The following is a 16,482-nucleotide window of genomic DNA, read 5'->3' as shown; positions in this document are numbered from 1 at the left end:
TTGTCCATGTTACTGTATAACTGAACAAAGGAGTGAAAATATGGAGACGATTCTAATCATAGAGGACGATGCCAAGCTGGCAAGCTTGCTGAGCACGTACCTATCGAAATATGGGTTCCATACAATTATTGTAGAGGATTTCAACAGAGTGCTGGAGACTTTTAATGAAAGCTCGGCTGACCTTATCTTACTGGACGTCAATCTGCCTAAATACGATGGGTTCTACTGGTGCCGCCAGATTCGTTCCCTCTCACTCTGCCCGATTCTGTTCATTTCTGCACGGGATAGTGGAATGGATCAGGTGATGGCGCTTGAGAATGGCGGGGACGATTATATCACTAAGCCTTTTCACTATGAGGTTGTACTTGCCAAAATCCGCAGCCACATACGTAGAGCATACGGTTCATACTCACAGACTCAAGAAGAGCATAAACTCCAATCTGGAGGTTTAATCCTCTATCCTGAACGATATATGATCCAATACGACGGGCACACGAGTGAGCTAACCCAGAAGGAAGCGGTTCTACTGGAAGCTTTACTGCTTAAGGAAGGACGAGTGGTTAACCGGGAGCGTCTGCTCGATCTCATGTGGAAGGATCAGCATTTCATAGATGACAATACATTAAATGTCTACATAACCCGTGTCCGCAAAAAGCTCAAGGATCTCGGTCTTGGCGACATTGTGGAAACCGTAAGAGGCGCTGGCTATCGGCTTAATGTTTCTAAGGATACGCCATGAGGCTTTTTTGGAGAGACCAGATCTCACTGATCCTATTCTATCTGCTTCAGATGCTGCTTATCCCTTTGCTGTATTGGCTGTCTGGTGAGAACAGACCGATCTCTATCATGCTTTATGGAATCGCCTTGAGTACCGTAGTTCTATTGCTATATCTAGGCTACCGATACGTTCAGCACCGGAGATTGTATGCAGCATTAAGCGAACCTATGGACATGCTCCAAAAACATCTTGTTTCCTTAGGAGACACTCCTCTTTCAGAAGCTATCCATGAGTTATTGCAGCTGATTGACCGCCAGTATCAGGAGCAAGTGAATGCGCATGCGCGCCAGATGGATCAGCATATCGTATTCATGAATCGCTGGGTTCATCAAATGAAGACCCCGCTCTCTGTAATTCAGCTTACGCTAAAGGATCTTGAAGAGGAGGCTGCCGCAAGTATTCAGGAGGAACTGGAACGTCTGCGCAGAGGGCTGGAGATGGTTATCTACACTTCAAGACTTGACCGATTTGAAAATGATTTTCAAGTTGAACCGTTACTTCTGCGCAAAACCGTTAGTGAGGCGGTAGCCGAAAATCGCAGACTATTCATACGCCGGGGTATAAAAGTAGATGTACAGGTGGATGCCAATCTCGCGGTATATAGCGATGCTAAATGGTTAATGTTTATGCTGGCCCAAATCTTAACCAATGCCGTAAACTATACCTCCGGTACTGGCAAGACCGTTACCCTCTCAGCTCAGCGTGTAGGCACCGACACGATTCTGGATATTACCGATCAAGGGATCGGCATTTCTCCTGAGGATCTGAAGCGGGTCTTTAATCCCTACTTTACGGGTGACCGCGGACGACATTATCATGAATCGACAGGGATGGGGCTGTATCTCGTCCGGGAGATTTGCAACAGGCTCGAACACAAGGTGGATATTCAGTCCCGGCTCGGGGAAGGAACCCGCGTGCGACTTATTTTTAGCAACAGTGATCATCTACAGAAATAATATTGAGGGGACTTCGTCGTCATTATTCATGGCTTTGAAGCCTCCTTCTTCTTTATAGGCTACTTATCTCTCAACCCATTCTCCACAAGGAGAAAGGCGAACATAACCTTAACGTCTCTGTAAGGGAACCTTAAGGTAAATCCATAGCAGCTAATCTCTCAATCTTATAAATTATATACATAACCCGTTCCCCGAATAAGGCGGATGAAATCATTTTTGTATTGGAAGGAATGAATGATATGAACGTATTGGAAGTCAAAGGACTTCATAAGGTATACCCCGGCAAAATAGTGACCCAAGCCCTCACCGATATTCATCTTAATATTGAAAAAGGTGAATTTGTCGGAATTATGGGACCGTCTGGTAGCGGTAAAACAACACTGCTCAATATGGTATCCACAATCGACCAGCCGTCCTCTGGCGAAGTGAATATCAATGGCAGCAACCCTTATCTTTTGAATAAAAAAGAGCTCGCCCACTTTCGCCGAAAACAGCTAGGCTTTGTGTTTCAGGACTTCAACCTGCTTGAGACGTTAACCGTCGCCGAAAATATTGTGCTGCCCCTGACTTTGGATAACCGTAAGCTCTCACAGATGGAGATCTTGCTTCAAAGAGTCGCTGAACGCTTAAACATTACCGATATTCTGAGCAAACGCACCTATGAAATTTCAGGGGGACAACGTCAGCGGACCGCAATTGCCCGGGCGATCATCACCTCTCCTTCGATTATTTTGGCCGATGAACCTACGGGTGCGCTTGACTCCAATTCTTCGCGGATGGTGATGGAATCGCTGGAGGATATTAACCACAAAGAAGGCACCACGCTAATGCTCGTAACACATGATCCACTGGCAGCGAGCTACTGCAACCGAATTGTTTTTATAAAAGACGGCAAACTAGCAGCGGAAATTCACCGGGGAGATAACCGTCAGGCCTTCTTCCAAAAGATTATCGATACACTTTCGTTCTGGGGAGGGAATAGTCATGAACTTTCCTCAATTCGCGTTTAATAACGTACGCCGTAATTCGCGCGCTTATTTTGCTTTTTTCTTAAGCAGTGCTTTTATGGTCATGATCTTTTTCTCTTATTCAGTCTTTATTTATCACCCTAGTATTACCAACATCGCGCTGGGTGCGAATTCAGCCTCCGGCATGCAAATTGCTTCTTACATTGTGTTTATCTTTGCGTTCTTTTTCGTACTATATTCGATTAGTGCGTTTCTGAAAATGCGTAATCTGGAGTTCGGCATACTGATGATTTTAGGCGCACGCCCTGGCCAGATCAACAAGCTGATTCTTATAGAAAACATGCTGATCGGACTGCTCTCTATAGTAACAGGTGTGTCTTTCGGCATGCTTTTATCCAAGTTATTCTTGCTGCTAAGCACGACAATTATGGGCATGGAGCCACTGCCCTTTTATTGGCCAATGAAGGCGTTAATGATTACTTCTATCTCTTTCATTTCATTATTTCTGGTCATTTCGATCTTCACATTATTGTTCATTCGTAAACATCAAGTTCTTGAACTGCTTAAGGGAAATGTTAAACCTAAAAAAGAACCCCGTGTCTCCTTGTTGTTCTCGCTCTTTGGGCTTCTACTGTTGACCGTCGGCGCTCTCGCGATTCGGAAGCAATTGTCCCCGTCCTCACTGTTAGTCGCCGCTGTCACAGGTATCGCTGGAACCTACTTTTTCTACTCTCAGTTATCTGTATTGGGCATTCGCCTACTAAAACTAAGACGCAAACGGTTATGGCGCGGAACCAATCTGCTGTGGATTTCCGAGATGAGTTATAAGATTAAAGACAATGCAAGAATGCTGTTCCTTGTAACTGTGGTTACCTCGCTTGCCTGCATGGCTTCGGGAATTCTTTTATCGATTAATCAAGCGAACTCAGACCTCTATAAAAAATCCCCATTCGCTGTGAGTTATACGATTTATGATCCGAAGGATGAAACACCAGATTTAGAGCCCATTCACACTAAATTAAAGAATGCTAAAGTCGAGTATACAGAGAATAAAGTAGATCTAATCTCTGCTTCCATTCAAGGAATCGATAAGGAAATAATACTTGGAATTGATCTGATCTCCCGCTCACAGTTCAATCAACTGGGCTTACAGATGGATGTGTCCGAGGTTGGACCCTTGTCTGAAAAAGAAGCTGTATTGCTGCTGAACCCACATATGGATTCACAGAATTATGCTGCTAATCGAGCGATTCATTTGAAGGTTCAAAAAGATGAGGAACTGATGTTAAAAGAATTACGAACACCAAAGGTACATCCAGTAGATCCAATGGCCACCTCACTTCTAATCGTAGATGACAACTTATATCATAAGATTTCTAATTCAACAGAGAAGTACACGAGACCTTATGTGAAATATCTATACAAAATCCCTGCATGGGACGGTCCTACACCTAATGACAGCTCAGCTGAAGCTGTTGTCACCAGAGACCTTATCCAATGGAATAAAGCCGCTAACAAGGCTAACCATCAATACAGCTCTATACTGGGATCGCGAGCAGACAGCTATCTATCGACCAAACAGGGAGCCGCCATGCTTAGCTTTATAGGGATTTTTATCGCACTGATCTTCTCGCTTTCATCGGCCAGCTTTCTCTTTTTTAAGCTTCATACTGAGCTCAATACAGATAAGCAAATGTATAATGCTTTGTCCAAAATCGGTTTAAGTACTAAAGAAATGTCAGCTTCTGCTACCAAACAGATTTCTGTGCTTTTCTATATTCCGATTATTATTGCCACCATTCAGACCCTTGTCGTGATACGCCCGATACTGAAACAGATTAATATCACAAATGTAACTGTGCCCGTGCTTACTACATCTGCTGTATTTCTGGTTGTGCAAACTATCTATTTCCTTATTGCGAGATCACGGTACATTCATAGTCTCAAGAAAATAATGGTGTAACACCATGTTGAAAAGAATCGTAACCCTGGATGTACTTCGCGGCTTGGAACTTATGGCAGCACCAAAAGGTTCTCTAGCTGATCAATAGGCAATTTGCTATAGTTAGTGAACTATTACTAATTAATGAAGCAAGGAGGTTCCTGATTTATGTCCAAGGCTGATCACATGATATCCATTCTCTGGATGCTCAAGCAACGGGGAAGAACCGCCGGGGAACTAGCAGAAGCGCTAGAGATCAGTGTCCGCTCTGTCTATCGTTACATCGACGCGTTATGCATCAGTGGCGTACCCATTATCGCGGATAGTGGACCTGGTGGTGGCTATAGCCTTCCGGAGCATTTTTCCGAGGTCCCGTTATTCTTTGACTCCGACGAACAACGTTCCCTCCTGCAAGCCGCCTCCTTTGCGCGGGGAACTGGATATCCTTATGTAGAAGCTCTAGATCAAGCAATCGCCAAACTGAAACGATACAGCAATGCGCAGCAATTAGAACAGATGGAGCGTCATGAGTGCGGGATAGAAACCATCCACTCCCCTGCTGCGCCGCTTCCCCACCTGCTGCAAGAGCTTGAATTAGCGACGGCGAACGGACATACCCTCCAGATGGAATATCGGAAGGGAAACGGGGAGACGATTTCTTCCCGCGCTATTGATCCTTATGGACTTGTCCTGTGGAAAGGGCAATGGTACACCGTTGCTTATTGCCATCAGAGGCAAGAAATTCGGTCTTTCCGAGTCGATAGAATAACTGAACTGCACCGCACAGAAGCTCTGTTTGCCCGTCCTGCTGACTTCTCTGCACGGGATTTTTTATTAAAAAGCTTGCTGCCCACACCAAATACTCCAGAGAAACTCATAGCAGTAGTCATCGCCGCCGATGAAGGAATCCTGAACGATCTATGCAGTCATTGGCTGTTTGGACATACGCTGGTCCAGCGCATTGACGGACAAGCCCGTTTTCAAGTCGATGAGACCTCCTTACTGACTTATGCGCCTTACTTCTTGTTGCCTTATGGATCAACACTACGAATCCTAGAGCCTTTAGCTCTGAAACAAAAGCTGTCCGCTATAGCTACCGATCTGGCAGCTTATTATAAGACTTAAAATGATTATTTTAGGATCACTGACCGTAGTTGTCAGTGATCCTTTTGTATAGTGTAAACAAGTCTAAGGGAATAAATGATTGTACAAACCAAGGAGGAATAAGGAATGAAAGAACTTCACTATGAATTTTATATTGGCGGAACACCTGAGCAGGTATGGGAGACTTTGATCTCTCCCGAAGGTACTAAACAGATTTACTACGGGAGCGTAATCCAATCAACTTTTAAAGAAGGTGAATTGCTTGAATATGTTGGTCCCGGTGCAGATGGCGATGAAACGATACATGTATATGGGACTCTGCTGGAGTTCACTCCACAAAAAGCGTTTCGTTTCACGCATAAGGTCGGCCCCTCCTATCATAAGGGTACAGAAAGATATGAATCGCGTATATCTTGGCTGCTTGAACCGGTGGGTGGAACTACTAAGCTTACGCTTATCCACGATGAATGGCATCCTGATGATCCTTCATATGCTGGCAGTATCAACGCCTGGTGGCAGGTTCTGAGTAATATTAAAACCTTGGTCGAGACCGGACGTACACTTGATTTTGGCAGCTGGTCGTAATTTTAATGTTAATTAGGAATTAAGCTCAACCCTGCGGAAAAGAGCGTACAAGCCCTCTTTCGTCAGGGGCTTTTTTTGCTTAATTTTATTTTGCCTAAGGGAAACATTCTTGTTGCAGGGACAAAGTTGTTGCCATATACTAATGTTGTGCCAGACTACAAGAAATGTTCTAATACACAAAATAAAAACCGTAGGCGGTAAAAATATAAATGAAAGAAGGGATCTCATGACTGGAACAACTATTCCTTTATCAGAGGCTGCAAAGGGTAGCACGCTGCGCATCAGCGACATTGAAGTTCAAGGTGTGCTTAGAAGAAGATTACTGGACCTCGGGTTCGTAGTCGGGAATATCGTAGAGGTGTTGCGGCGTAGTCCATTAGGAGATCCTATAGCTTTTCGGGTAAGCAATACGACCATTGCACTGCGTAGAGAAGAAAGTTCTTTAATATTCGGAGAATTAATTGGAGGTGTAGAAGCATGAGTCAGTTCACCGTCGCTTTTGCAGGCAATCCTAACACCGGAAAAAGTACACTATTCAACCTGCTAACCGGCATGCGACAGCATACTGGAAACTGGGCAGGTAAAACCGTCATTACTGCCGAAGGCGAATTCAAACACAATAACCATTCATACCTCGCGGTAGATTTACCAGGAACGTACTCCTTATACTCAAATTCCGCGGATGAAGAAGCGGCTAGAGATTATATTATTTTTGAACAGCCAGACGTGACACTTGTAGTGCTTGACGCTACTTCGCTGGAACGTAATCTCAATCTTGCCTTGCAAGTGCTGGAGATTACCGGACGGGCGGTTGTCTGCATCAACCTCATTGATGAAGCACGTAAGCTGGGCATCGACATCAACCTGAAGAGTATCTCCAAACGTCTCGGCGTACCCGTCGTTGCGATATCGGCACGCAATAAAATAGGGATCGATGCCTTATTGGATCAAGTGGAGCGAGTGGCTACAGGCTCATTCACAGCGCAGCCGCTGCGGATTAGTTACAACGAAGAGATCGAACGGGGAATTGCCGAGCTTACACCATTGGTAGAGCAAACCATCGGTACCAAATATCCCGCTCGCTGGATTGCACTGCGCTTATTGGACGGTGATGACAGCCTGCTTACTTCACTTAAAGAGCATATGAAAAGCAAGGATTTACCCGAAGCAAAGGAGGTCATCGGCCATGGAGTCACTGCCTATCACTAAGGGATCTGACGCTCTAGATTCCCTATTGTCCACCGCAAAAAAGCTCGCTGACGGCGGAGCCATTCGGGATGAGATTGTCAGTGGTATATATGGCGTATCCGCAGGCATCTGCGGAGATGCAGTTACTTATCGGGATAAGAAGAAACTGAACAGCACTTACAAGCTGGATAATATCGTGACCTCCAAAATTTGGGGTTTTCCCATCATGCTCGCCATTCTCGGTGTCGTATTCTGGATTACGATTGCCGGGGCTAACTACCCTTCTAGCTGGCTCGCTTCCTTCTTTGGCTTCATCGAAGGATATCTGACAGCGGGATTTGAGGCTCTCCATGCCCCAGCTTGGCTGCACGGCGTGCTTGTGCTTGGCTTGTATCGAGGCACCTCATGGGTAATCAGTGTCATGCTGCCACCGATGATGATCTTTTTCCCCGTATTCGCTCTGCTTGAGAATTTCGGGTATCTGCCACGCGTTGCTTTTAACATGGACCGACTGTTCAAAAAATCAGGTGGTCATGGCAAGCAAGCTTTAACCATGTCCATGGGCTTCGGCTGTAACGCGGCCGCTATCCTCTCCACACGAATCATCGAATCGCCGCGTGAACGAATGCTGGCTATACTGACCAACAATTTTGTCCCTTGCAACGGCCGCTGGCCCACGCTGATTTTATTGTCTTCCTTATTTATGGCAGGAGCCGCTACGACAGGCGCGCTTCGTACATTCACCACTGCCTCCGTCCTAATGGGAATGGTTCTAATCGGCATCATTGTTACCTTAACCGTTTCCTGGGTCATGTCCAAAACTGCGCTGCGTGGGGTTCCCACACATTACACTTTGGAGCTTCCTCCCTACCGCCGTCCACAAATCTGGAAGACCATACTTATTTCCTCCAAAGATAAGTCCCTTAACGTACTTACTCGGGCTATCGTCGTTGCTGCCCCTGCCGGGATTATCACTTGGATTCTAGGCAATCTGTTTATTGGCGGCGATTCTGTACTGAATCATATGGCTGCATTCTTTGATCCGTTCGCACATTTGCTCGGCATGGATGGCTTTATCATCATGGCCTTTATTCTTGGACTTCCTGCGAATGAAATCGTATTGCCTATCCTGCTTATGGGCTATATGTCCTCAGGCGCTATGGTTGATATCGACAGCTTAGGCAGTATCAAAGATGTCTTTCTCTCACATGGCTGGACCTGGCTGACCGCACTCAACATGATGCTGTTCTCCCTGCTCCACTATCCTTGTGGTACAACACTCGTGAACATTTACAAGGAAACAAAAAGCATGAAATGGGCCGTTCTCTCAGCAGTCATTCCGCTGGGTATCGCCATCGGAGTAACCTTTGCTGTCGCTCAGCTTGCCCGGTTATTTGGGTGGGTGTGACGAGGTAGGCTTGCGATCTAAACTCAAGTGACTTCACAACTCACTTCAACTGATTTCAACTTACATCGCAAAAATTCATCATTAACTCACTAAATTCACCTTAATCACATCACCCAAATTAACCTTGCTACACGGAATTCACCTTACTTTACCTTACAATCTAAAGTTCAACTTGCTTCACTTTGCAGCACCTACAATATCTAGAGTTCATCTTGCTTCACTTTGCAACACCTACAATATCTAGAGTTCATCTTGCTTCACTTTGCAACACCAACAATAACTAGAATTTGCTTCACAAAGTTCCGCCCACTTTGAAATCATATTTAGGGAATTTCTCCCTAATAATCGAACTTTATAAGCACATATTGAACTTTTTGCGGAATTTCTCCCTAATAATTAGCCGATTATAGGCAAAAAAGGCAATTTCCGCAGAATTTTAGGGAGCAATTCCCCAATTATCGCTAATAATGAGTAAAACACGATAAAATCAGGGAGGATTTCCCTAATTATTGATTCTAGATGATTCCGAGCTACACTTGAGCACCAGCACCAGCACCAGCACTAGACCTGCATCGCCCTTCCACACATACCAACTCTAGACCTACGCCGCCCTTCAGCACACACCAGCATTAGCATCAGTACCTTTTCGCCCACCAACATACTCCACCACTGGTCCACCAACACAGCCCAACACCAGTTACTCAAGGTCTTCTCAAACAAATAAGCGGTCGCTCGGATGTTTATCCCGAGCGACCGCTTATTTTATCACAACCCCTTATATACTCTTACGTCCTAACTTGATCCCACCATTACATTACATGACTTGACTCTACATTTAGAGTCATTTTTTGCGCGTTCCATCATTTCTACGACGGTATAGAACAGCCCCAGCTATAGCTGCTAGAACGATAATTATTCCAATAATCCCCACATTAACAAGTGAAAAGGAATCACTGTCCCCAGCCGGGTTCCCCGTTTGATCAGGCTCATTACTCCCAGCTTCTGACTCCGGTGAATTATTCGGGGTTACCTCCGGAGAAGCGGTAGGCGTCGTTGCCGAAATACCCGGTCCCAGCTCTTTTAGATCCACTGAGTCAGCGGTTAGCCGCTTAGTTCGACTGCATAAACTAGCCTCCAGATTACCAGATTCTCCACCGTCTCTAGCATAAGCATAGACAATGTAACTTTCCCCTTCCACAAATTCAAAGCCGCAGCTTGCAGAAGATAAAGCCGTAGTCAATGTAACTTGGTTTCCCTCGACCCCTTTCCAGCTGGAATCCACCTCAAAGGTTACCTTTACTGGATCAGCAGAAGAAATTATGTTCCCCTGTGACGGCTCCTTCATGTCCACTACTTTCCCGACAAAGACAGCTGTACTTTTCTCAAGAGCTTCCAGTGGCTCCGCAGGCATAACACAGGAACATGCATAAGTGACTGAGGGCCTCACCGTCAGCAAAGCCGTAAATATTAATAGGACACCTAGAAATATCATCATTGGACTTCGGAAATTGAACTTTCGGAAATTGATCTTTCGCACTTTGATAACCCCCTTCTTTACTTTACAGACGGAGCAAACGTGGAAAGTGTTACAGGAATTTCCAAACAAGTGATACAAGTCTATCCGGCAGCAATTAATCTAATCTTCTTCTTTAATTCCTCTAATCCTCTTTAACTCCTCATATCCTCTTCATTAATCCCCCATACCTGCTGTACCACTCACAGACTGTGCGCGATCCCAATCAAACGCTGTATTCCTTCGCGCAGCACCGCTTCGCTTGCAAAGGAATAACTTAGGCGAAGCCTTGACTTCATTTCCCCCAGTGGATCAAATAACTCCCCAGGAACAAAAGCGATCGACTGCGCCATACTTGAAGCAAACAGGCGATCCATCGTAAGATGCTCCGGTAGTTTCACCCATAGATTTAATCCGCCTTGCGGAGTCGTCCATTCCCAGCCAGTCCCCGCCAGCTCCTCTTCTACAATTTCCTTATGCACTTGAAGCGCAATGCGCAGCTTACCAAGATGCTGTTGCAAGCGTGGGGAGGTGTAGTAATGTAGAAATATTTTTTGATTCAGCAGCGGAGTGCCATTGTCTGCGAGTGATTTGGCCGTGATTAGACGCTCCATAAATGGATATCGGCAGGCCACCGCACAGATTCGTAAGCCAGGGGCTACATATTTACTGAAGCTGCTGATATAGATCACCCACCCCTCCGTATCATAAGCAAAAAAGGGCGGCGGCGGCTCCTCATCAAAATACATATCGCGGAACGGGTCATCCTCCACCAGTAAACAGCGATAACGTTCGGCCAGTTCTACCAACAGCTTGCGCTGTTGCACAGGCACCGTGTATCCAGTTGGATTGTGATGCGTTGGATTAATGTAGAACATACGCGGCTTATGCTTTTTCATCAAAGCTTCTACTTCCTCCAGATCATATCCCTCCGGAGTGATCTCTACCGGGACCAACCGTGCCCCCTCCCGGCGAAAAATATCCATAGCAACACTATAAGTAGGCCGCTCCACAAGCACCGTATCCAGAGGACCAAGCACAATCCGGGCAATCAGATTGATCGCCTGCTGCGCACCCGAGGTAATAAGCAGCTCTTCCGAAGTTAACTGCAGCCGATGTTGCTTCCGAAAGTGGTGGCTTAACGTCTCACGCAGCTCGTTATCCCCCTGGACCGAGGCATACGTTCCCATTACCTTGGGATATAGATCGAACACTTTTTTGACATAGTCAGATAGAAAAAGATTCGGCAGCAGCCCCGGATCAATCAGCGCCTGCGAGAACTGATACTTAACTGGCACTCTCTGAATATCAGACAGCGGATTAGTGAGCGCATAAGCCGATACTTCGGCTCCTACTTCAATAGCAGGAAGCGAGATTATGGGTGCCACGTAATATCCTGATTTATCTTTTACATAAACCTTTCCATCCTCCGTCAACCGTCTGTACGCTTTGAATACGGTCAGTCGATGTACCTTAAGCTCCTCCGCCAGCAGCCGTATAGAAGGAAGCTTATCATGTGCGACCCACTCCCCTCGCTCCATGCGATTTAATAGAAATTCATAGACCTGCCGAAACAAAGGATGATTATGCTCCGCTCCCACAACCTTTTTCATCTGGCTACAACTCCTCTCCGAACAACCTTGTAATCATATTGTACACGATTTCTGAATTAATCTGTTCTACACAAGGCAATCTGTTCTGTCCTCTCCCCTATATGATTAACAAAATGCCAGCTTATAAATTCTTATATTTTATAAAGCACACAAAAGGGGACTTTTCAAAATGATCTTATTTGCTTATGCACTTGTATGTCTGATCTTCGGCACGACCTTTCTAGCTATCAAAATCGGCGTAGATGCCGGTGCGCCTCCTTTCTTTTCAGCGGGCTTAAGATTTTTTGTCGCAGGCGCTGTTCTATTCCTATGGATGGTCTGGAAACGAAAAGCCAGCTTCTCCTTGCTGTTGCGCAAAGAAATGTTGTTCACCGGGTCTGCTCTAACCTTCGGCACCTTCGCGGGTCTCTACTGGGCTGAACAATATGTTTCTTCAGGGCTTGCAGCTGTACTCTCTGCCACTGGACCGATCATGATCCTGCTGCTCCAAACCTCTATTCTTCGGCAAAAAGCACCCGCCATCTCCCTATATGGCTGCATCATCGGCTTCACTGGCGTACTGCTGCTGGTTCTCCCCAATCTCGCCGTTGATATTTCACCACTGTGGCTCATCGGTTGCGCCGTAGTCCTAATTGGAGAGTGTTGCTATGCTGTAGGTGCGATTTACTCCAAAAAAGTAATTAACAGTATGCCTGAGGTCTCACCGATTGCGCTGAATGCGGCTCAAATGATGTATGGCGGTGCGTTGTTATTCATTCTTTCTTTTGCCACGGAAAAAGTACATCCTGCATTTCTCTTCTCATTCGAAACAGCAGGTTCACTGCTCTATCTCACAGTTATCGGCTCCATGGTCGGCCATACCTTGTTCTACTGGCTCGTAGCTAAGACCAACCCAGTGTTTCCTTCTACCTGGCTTTATATTTCTCCACCGATTGCGGTGGGTGTAGGCTTTTTCTTTTACAAGGAGTCCGTATCTTGGATTACGATTCTCGGAGTGTTCACCATCATTGCCGGAACAATCCTAGTGAATGCTGATGCTCTAAAGCAATTACTGCAAAAAAAGAAGATCAACACTGTTGCGTTAAAAAAATCAAATATATGACGTACTATATATTGCATTTATGACCACTATTGCGTATTATATAAACAAGTTAAATTAAACACAGCTAAATATGACTCATATATGAAAGGAGGATTCGCTTAACGGCGCTTCTTTTCTAAAGAGGAATGCCTTTTTTATCGGAAGTGGAGGGAATTGTGATCGAACTGACATCACGTCAAATAGAGATTATCGATATCGTTAACAAAAGAGCTCCGATTACCGGCGAACAGATTGCCGAAAGTTTGAATCTTACCCGGCCAACAATTCGCTCGGATCTGTCTGTTTTGGTTATGCTCAAATATATCGACGCCAAGCCGAAGGTCGGGTACTTCCCAGGATTGAAATCATCCAGTCGTCAGGGAAGCGGTTATCTGCTGCAGGAAACGATGGTCAAAGAAATTCAAAGTGTACCTATAGTTATCCGTGAGACCACAACTATTCAAGATGCCGTAGTTACGCTTTTTCTACAGGATGTAGGCACTCTTATTATCTGTGACGAAGAGGGTAAACTCACGGGCGTTGCTTCACGTAAGGATTTCTTAAAGGTAACCTTGGGTAACCCCGGTGCAGTCTCCATGCCCGTAAGCATGGTTATGACGCGCCAGCCCAAAGTGGTCACAACTTCACCGGATGAGCCGGTGCTTGAAGCTGCACATAAGATGATTTTTCACGAGGTAGACAGTTTGCCGGTGGTTGTTCCCAGCGCTGCTGAAGACGGTGGTACAAAACTGGATGTGGTAGGACGTTTAACAAAAACCTCCATCATCAAACTTCTCCTCGAACTTGAAGCCAAAGGATAACAGGAGGAACCCATGAGCATCGAGCAATCTTCCAACTTAATAACGATATGCTCGGATTCTATAGGAGATACGGCAGAGGCTGTCGTGCAGGCCGTTATTCACCAATTTCAGAATCAGCAGGTCACCATTAAAAGATACGGCAATATTAGGCATGAAGACGAGCTACGCAAGCTTATGGAAGAAGCAGCTCAGCATCAAGGTTTTGTCGCCTATACATTAGTGCAGCCAGAATTAAGAGAAATGATCCGCGAGGAAGCGGTACGTCTTGATTTACGGATCGTTGATATCATGGGCCCTATGATGCAGGCCTTCATTGATACCTTCGACGATGCTCCTCAGCAGCGGCCAGGTCTTCTACACCAGCTCGACGAGAATTATTTCCGCCGCATAGAAGCTATAGAATTCACCGTCGCCTGTGATGACGGCCGTGATCTGGGCGCCATGCTCAAAGCCGATATCGTTCTGCTGGGCATGTCCCGTACTTCAAAAACACCGCTTAGCATCTTTTTGGCCCATAGAGGAAAAAAAGTCGTTAACTATCCGATTATCCCGGAGATTGGTCCTCCGCAAGAACTATTAAGCTTGCCGCCGAACCGGCTTATCGGATTAACCATGAAAACCGAGTACATGCTGAAGGTCCGCTCTGAGCGGCTTAAGGTTCTCGGATTACCGACAGGTTCCCAATATGCAAGTCTGGAGCGGATCACCGAAGAGATGGAATACGCCGCTTCATTGTTCAACAAGCTGGGCTGTCCTGTAATTGATATTACTGACAAGGCTATAGAAGAAACCGCTGGTATTATTATGGGTTATATCTAAATTTCAGTTTACAAAATATATAGAATGCACTGGAGGGAATTAGAATGGAGCGCGAACTGGCCCTTGAGATTGTACGGGTAACTGAACTAGGTGCTTTATCCTCGGCTCGTTGGATTGGGCGGGGCGATAAAAATGCGGCAGATGATGCAGCCACGACTGCGATCCGTTCCATGTTCGATTCTGTGTCCATCGACGGAACTGTTGTGATAGGTGAAGGAGAGATGGATGATGCTCCAATGCTCTATATTGGTGAGAAAGTCGGGAACCAAAAAGGTCCTGCTGTCGATGTAGCCGTCGATCCTCTCGAAGGAACTGAGGTTGTTGCCTGCGGCCTGCATAATGCGCAATCTGTTATTGCTATAGCAGATAAAGGCAGCCTGCTGCATGCCCCAGACATTTATATGGAGAAGTTAGCCTGCGGGCCCGAGCTTGCCGGTAAGCTTAGACTCGAGGACCCTGTAGAGATCACTCTGCAAAAAGCCTGCCATTACACTGGCAAATCCCTCTCCGAGTTAACCGTAATGGTGCTGGATCGCAAACGGCATGAGCAGCTGATTAATAGCCTGCGTGAAGCCGGGGTACGAATTAAGCTGCTTGGTCACGGAGATGTCGCTGGCGCTATTGCGGCTGCACTGCCAGACAGCGATGTCGATTTATATATGGGTTCCGGTGGAGCACCCGAAGGTGTTCTTGCTGCCGCTGCACTGAAATGCCTTGGTGGTGAAATGCAGGGCAGATTGCTCCCGGATGGACCAGTAGAGCTACAGCGCTGTGTACGCATGGGAATTGCCAATCCAACGCGAGTGCTATACATGGAAGACATGGTTGGCACGGGCGACGTCCTCTTTGCCGCCACGGGTGTAACGTCAGGTGAGTTCCTGAACGGCGTCCGTTTCATCGGTAAAGAACGCGCGGAGACACATTCGGTAATTATGCGGGCACAGAGCGGGACGATCCGCTATATCCGCAGCATTCATTTCCTGCCAGGAAAAGAAATACCGACTGCGCTAACCGTTAGGCAAAATGCTGTCTCTCTATAAAACTGCAAAAAACAGGCTATCTCACTAGCAGTATCCTTTGCTAGTGAGATAGCCTGTTTTGTTTTTTTACACTGAATGCTAATTGCTTCTTATTTATTTCCAATACGTTCACTCGCTAATGGATCTATATTAGCAACTTTCTCAAAGCGTTCTGCGTTCAGGCTGTTATACTTTGCGAAGATTTGTTTCGCTTCTTGCTCCTTCTGCTCGCCTTCCACATCCACCATTACTAGAATATGACCTTCATCCACGTAATTATCGTAGCTCTCTGCTTCCTCTTCAGGGATGCCAAGGCCAATAAGTCCGCCGACTAACCCGCCACTGCCTGCGCCTATCGCCGCTCCGGCTAGTGTTGCCGCAAGGGGTCCGGCTGCAATAATAGGTCCAATACCAGGAATAGCCAAAGCGCCAATTCCCATCAGCAGCCCCGTTACTCCACCCAGCAGACCACCAGTAGCTGCACCTGTAGCCATACCCTCCGGGGCCACGGTTCCTGACTCGTCTCTAAGAGTTTCCTCATCCGCTTTATTTCTCGCGATAATCGAAATATCCTCTGTCCTACAGCCCTGACGCTTCAACTCCTCAATAGCTCGCGAAGCTTCGTATTCGGCAGCAAAGACACCCACTATTCTCTTATTCATCTCCATTACCTCCTATTGATGTAGT

General features: G+C 46.2%; 16 protein-coding genes. 13 read left to right on the top strand and 3 right to left on the bottom strand.

What is annotated here, in order from left to right; all coding sequences use genetic code 11:
• Positions 1-40 precede the first annotated feature (40 nt).
• From NST94_RS05245 to NST94_RS05205, 9 genes are all read left to right on the top strand, one after another.
• The gene (locus NST94_RS05245) at positions 41-739 is read left to right on the top strand and encodes a response regulator transcription factor (protein ID WP_076303434.1); all 699 of its coding nucleotides are present in this window, start codon (positions 41-43) and stop codon (positions 737-739) included.
• Complete coding sequence (locus NST94_RS05240) at positions 736-1,734, top strand: sensor histidine kinase (RefSeq protein WP_076187328.1); 999 nt, start codon at positions 736-738, stop codon at positions 1,732-1,734. Before NST94_RS05245 ends, NST94_RS05240 begins: the two co-directional genes overlap by 4 nt.
• Before the next feature lie 239 nt (positions 1,735-1,973).
• On the top strand, positions 1,974-2,744 hold the full coding sequence (locus NST94_RS05235) for an ABC transporter ATP-binding protein (RefSeq protein WP_036679832.1): 771 nt from the start codon (positions 1,974-1,976) through the stop codon (positions 2,742-2,744).
• Complete coding sequence (locus tag NST94_RS05230; protein ID WP_339281744.1) at positions 2,719-4,665, top strand: ABC transporter permease; 1,947 nt, start codon at positions 2,719-2,721, stop codon at positions 4,663-4,665. The genes NST94_RS05235 and NST94_RS05230 overlap by 26 nt, the downstream gene beginning before the upstream one ends.
• 147 nt (positions 4,666-4,812) lie before the next feature.
• Positions 4,813-5,769 carry a YafY family protein gene (locus tag NST94_RS05225; RefSeq protein WP_339281743.1) on the top strand — a complete coding sequence of 319 codons (957 nt, stop codon included), beginning with the start codon at positions 4,813-4,815 and terminating at the stop codon, positions 5,767-5,769.
• A gap of 105 nt (positions 5,770-5,874) precedes the next feature.
• Positions 5,875-6,333: an SRPBCC domain-containing protein gene (locus NST94_RS05220; protein ID WP_076104700.1), complete on the top strand. Its 459-nt coding sequence runs from the start codon at positions 5,875-5,877 to the stop codon at positions 6,331-6,333.
• Positions 6,334-6,559: 226 nt separating this feature from the next.
• Positions 6,560-6,814: a FeoA family protein gene (locus NST94_RS05215; protein WP_036679839.1), complete on the top strand. Its 255-nt coding sequence runs from the start codon at positions 6,560-6,562 to the stop codon at positions 6,812-6,814.
• Complete coding sequence (locus NST94_RS05210; RefSeq protein ID WP_076130631.1) at positions 6,811-7,542, top strand: FeoB small GTPase domain-containing protein; 732 nt, start codon at positions 6,811-6,813, stop codon at positions 7,540-7,542. Before NST94_RS05215 ends, NST94_RS05210 begins: the two co-directional genes overlap by 4 nt.
• On the top strand, positions 7,520-8,929 hold the full coding sequence (locus NST94_RS05205) for a nucleoside recognition domain-containing protein (protein ID WP_076220490.1): 1,410 nt from the start codon (positions 7,520-7,522) through the stop codon (positions 8,927-8,929). Before NST94_RS05210 ends, NST94_RS05205 begins: the two co-directional genes overlap by 23 nt.
• 841 nt (positions 8,930-9,770) lie before the next feature.
• On the opposite strand, the gene NST94_RS05200 is transcribed toward NST94_RS05205, so the two are convergent.
• Positions 9,771-10,421, bottom strand: a complete 651-nt coding sequence (locus tag NST94_RS05200) for a hypothetical protein (RefSeq protein WP_339282127.1) — start codon at positions 10,419-10,421, stop codon at positions 9,771-9,773.
• A gap of 224 nt (positions 10,422-10,645) precedes the next feature.
• Positions 10,646-12,055: a PLP-dependent aminotransferase family protein gene (locus tag NST94_RS05195; RefSeq protein WP_248547902.1), complete on the bottom strand. Its 1,410-nt coding sequence runs from the start codon at positions 12,053-12,055 to the stop codon at positions 10,646-10,648.
• 169 nt (positions 12,056-12,224) lie between these two features.
• On the opposite strand from NST94_RS05195, the gene NST94_RS05190 reads away from it, so the two are divergent.
• The 4 genes from NST94_RS05190 (at position 12,225) to glpX (ending at position 15,816) form a co-directional block, all read left to right on the top strand.
• Positions 12,225-13,157: an EamA family transporter gene (locus NST94_RS05190; protein WP_076130627.1), complete on the top strand. Its 933-nt coding sequence runs from the start codon at positions 12,225-12,227 to the stop codon at positions 13,155-13,157.
• A gap of 125 nt (positions 13,158-13,282) precedes the next feature.
• The gene (locus NST94_RS05185; RefSeq protein WP_051490920.1) at positions 13,283-13,957 is read left to right on the top strand and encodes a helix-turn-helix transcriptional regulator; all 675 of its coding nucleotides are present in this window, start codon (positions 13,283-13,285) and stop codon (positions 13,955-13,957) included.
• An 18-nt stretch (positions 13,958-13,975) separates the two neighbouring features.
• Positions 13,976-14,776: a pyruvate, water dikinase regulatory protein gene (locus tag NST94_RS05180; RefSeq protein WP_339282126.1), complete on the top strand. Its 801-nt coding sequence runs from the start codon at positions 13,976-13,978 to the stop codon at positions 14,774-14,776.
• A gap of 44 nt (positions 14,777-14,820) precedes the next feature.
• Entirely contained in the window at positions 14,821-15,816 is a 996-nt protein-coding gene (gene glpX, locus NST94_RS05175; RefSeq protein WP_076187316.1) for a class II fructose-bisphosphatase, read from the top strand.
• A gap of 89 nt (positions 15,817-15,905) precedes the next feature.
• Here glpX and NST94_RS05170 read toward each other — a convergent pair whose 3' ends face one another.
• Complete coding sequence (locus NST94_RS05170) at positions 15,906-16,457, bottom strand: general stress protein (RefSeq protein WP_076187314.1); 552 nt, start codon at positions 16,455-16,457, stop codon at positions 15,906-15,908.
• Positions 16,458-16,482 lie beyond the last annotated feature (25 nt).

Source organism: Paenibacillus sp. FSL H8-0282, from assembly GCF_037963825.1.
Classification (GTDB): Bacteria; Bacillota; Bacilli; order Paenibacillales; family Paenibacillaceae; genus Paenibacillus_AQ; species Paenibacillus_AQ odorifer.
Note: the sequence above shows the minus strand (reverse complement) of the source record. Positions and strands in the feature narration are given on the sequence as shown.

What these genes read in the sequence shown, in the direction of transcription:
- NST94_RS05245 (WP_076303434.1), top strand. Translation starts at nt 41, where the DNA reads ATGGAGACGATTCTAATCATAGAGGACGATGCCAAGCTGGCAAGCTTG.
- NST94_RS05240 (WP_076187328.1), top strand. Translation starts at nt 736, where the DNA reads ATGAGGCTTTTTTGGAGAGACCAGATCTCACTGATCCTATTCTATCTG.
- NST94_RS05235 (WP_036679832.1), top strand. Translation starts at nt 1,974, where the DNA reads ATGAACGTATTGGAAGTCAAAGGACTTCATAAGGTATACCCCGGCAAA.
- NST94_RS05230 (WP_339281744.1), top strand. Translation starts at nt 2,719, where the DNA reads ATGAACTTTCCTCAATTCGCGTTTAATAACGTACGCCGTAATTCGCGC.
- NST94_RS05225 (WP_339281743.1), top strand. Translation starts at nt 4,813, where the DNA reads ATGTCCAAGGCTGATCACATGATATCCATTCTCTGGATGCTCAAGCAA.
- NST94_RS05220 (WP_076104700.1), top strand. Translation starts at nt 5,875, where the DNA reads ATGAAAGAACTTCACTATGAATTTTATATTGGCGGAACACCTGAGCAG.
- NST94_RS05215 (WP_036679839.1), top strand. Translation starts at nt 6,560, where the DNA reads ATGACTGGAACAACTATTCCTTTATCAGAGGCTGCAAAGGGTAGCACG.
- NST94_RS05210 (WP_076130631.1), top strand. Translation starts at nt 6,811, where the DNA reads ATGAGTCAGTTCACCGTCGCTTTTGCAGGCAATCCTAACACCGGAAAA.
- NST94_RS05205 (WP_076220490.1), top strand. Translation starts at nt 7,520, where the DNA reads ATGGAGTCACTGCCTATCACTAAGGGATCTGACGCTCTAGATTCCCTA.
- NST94_RS05200 (WP_339282127.1), bottom strand. Translation starts at nt 10,421, where the DNA reads ATGATATTTCTAGGTGTCCTATTAATATTTACGGCTTTGCTGACGGTG.
- NST94_RS05195 (WP_248547902.1), bottom strand. Translation starts at nt 12,055, where the DNA reads ATGAAAAAGGTTGTGGGAGCGGAGCATAATCATCCTTTGTTTCGGCAG.
- NST94_RS05190 (WP_076130627.1), top strand. Translation starts at nt 12,225, where the DNA reads ATGATCTTATTTGCTTATGCACTTGTATGTCTGATCTTCGGCACGACC.
- NST94_RS05185 (WP_051490920.1), top strand. Translation starts at nt 13,283, where the DNA reads ATGCCTTTTTTATCGGAAGTGGAGGGAATTGTGATCGAACTGACATCA.
- glpX (WP_076187316.1), top strand. Translation starts at nt 14,821, where the DNA reads ATGGAGCGCGAACTGGCCCTTGAGATTGTACGGGTAACTGAACTAGGT.
- NST94_RS05170 (WP_076187314.1), bottom strand. Translation starts at nt 16,457, where the DNA reads ATGAATAAGAGAATAGTGGGTGTCTTTGCTGCCGAATACGAAGCTTCG.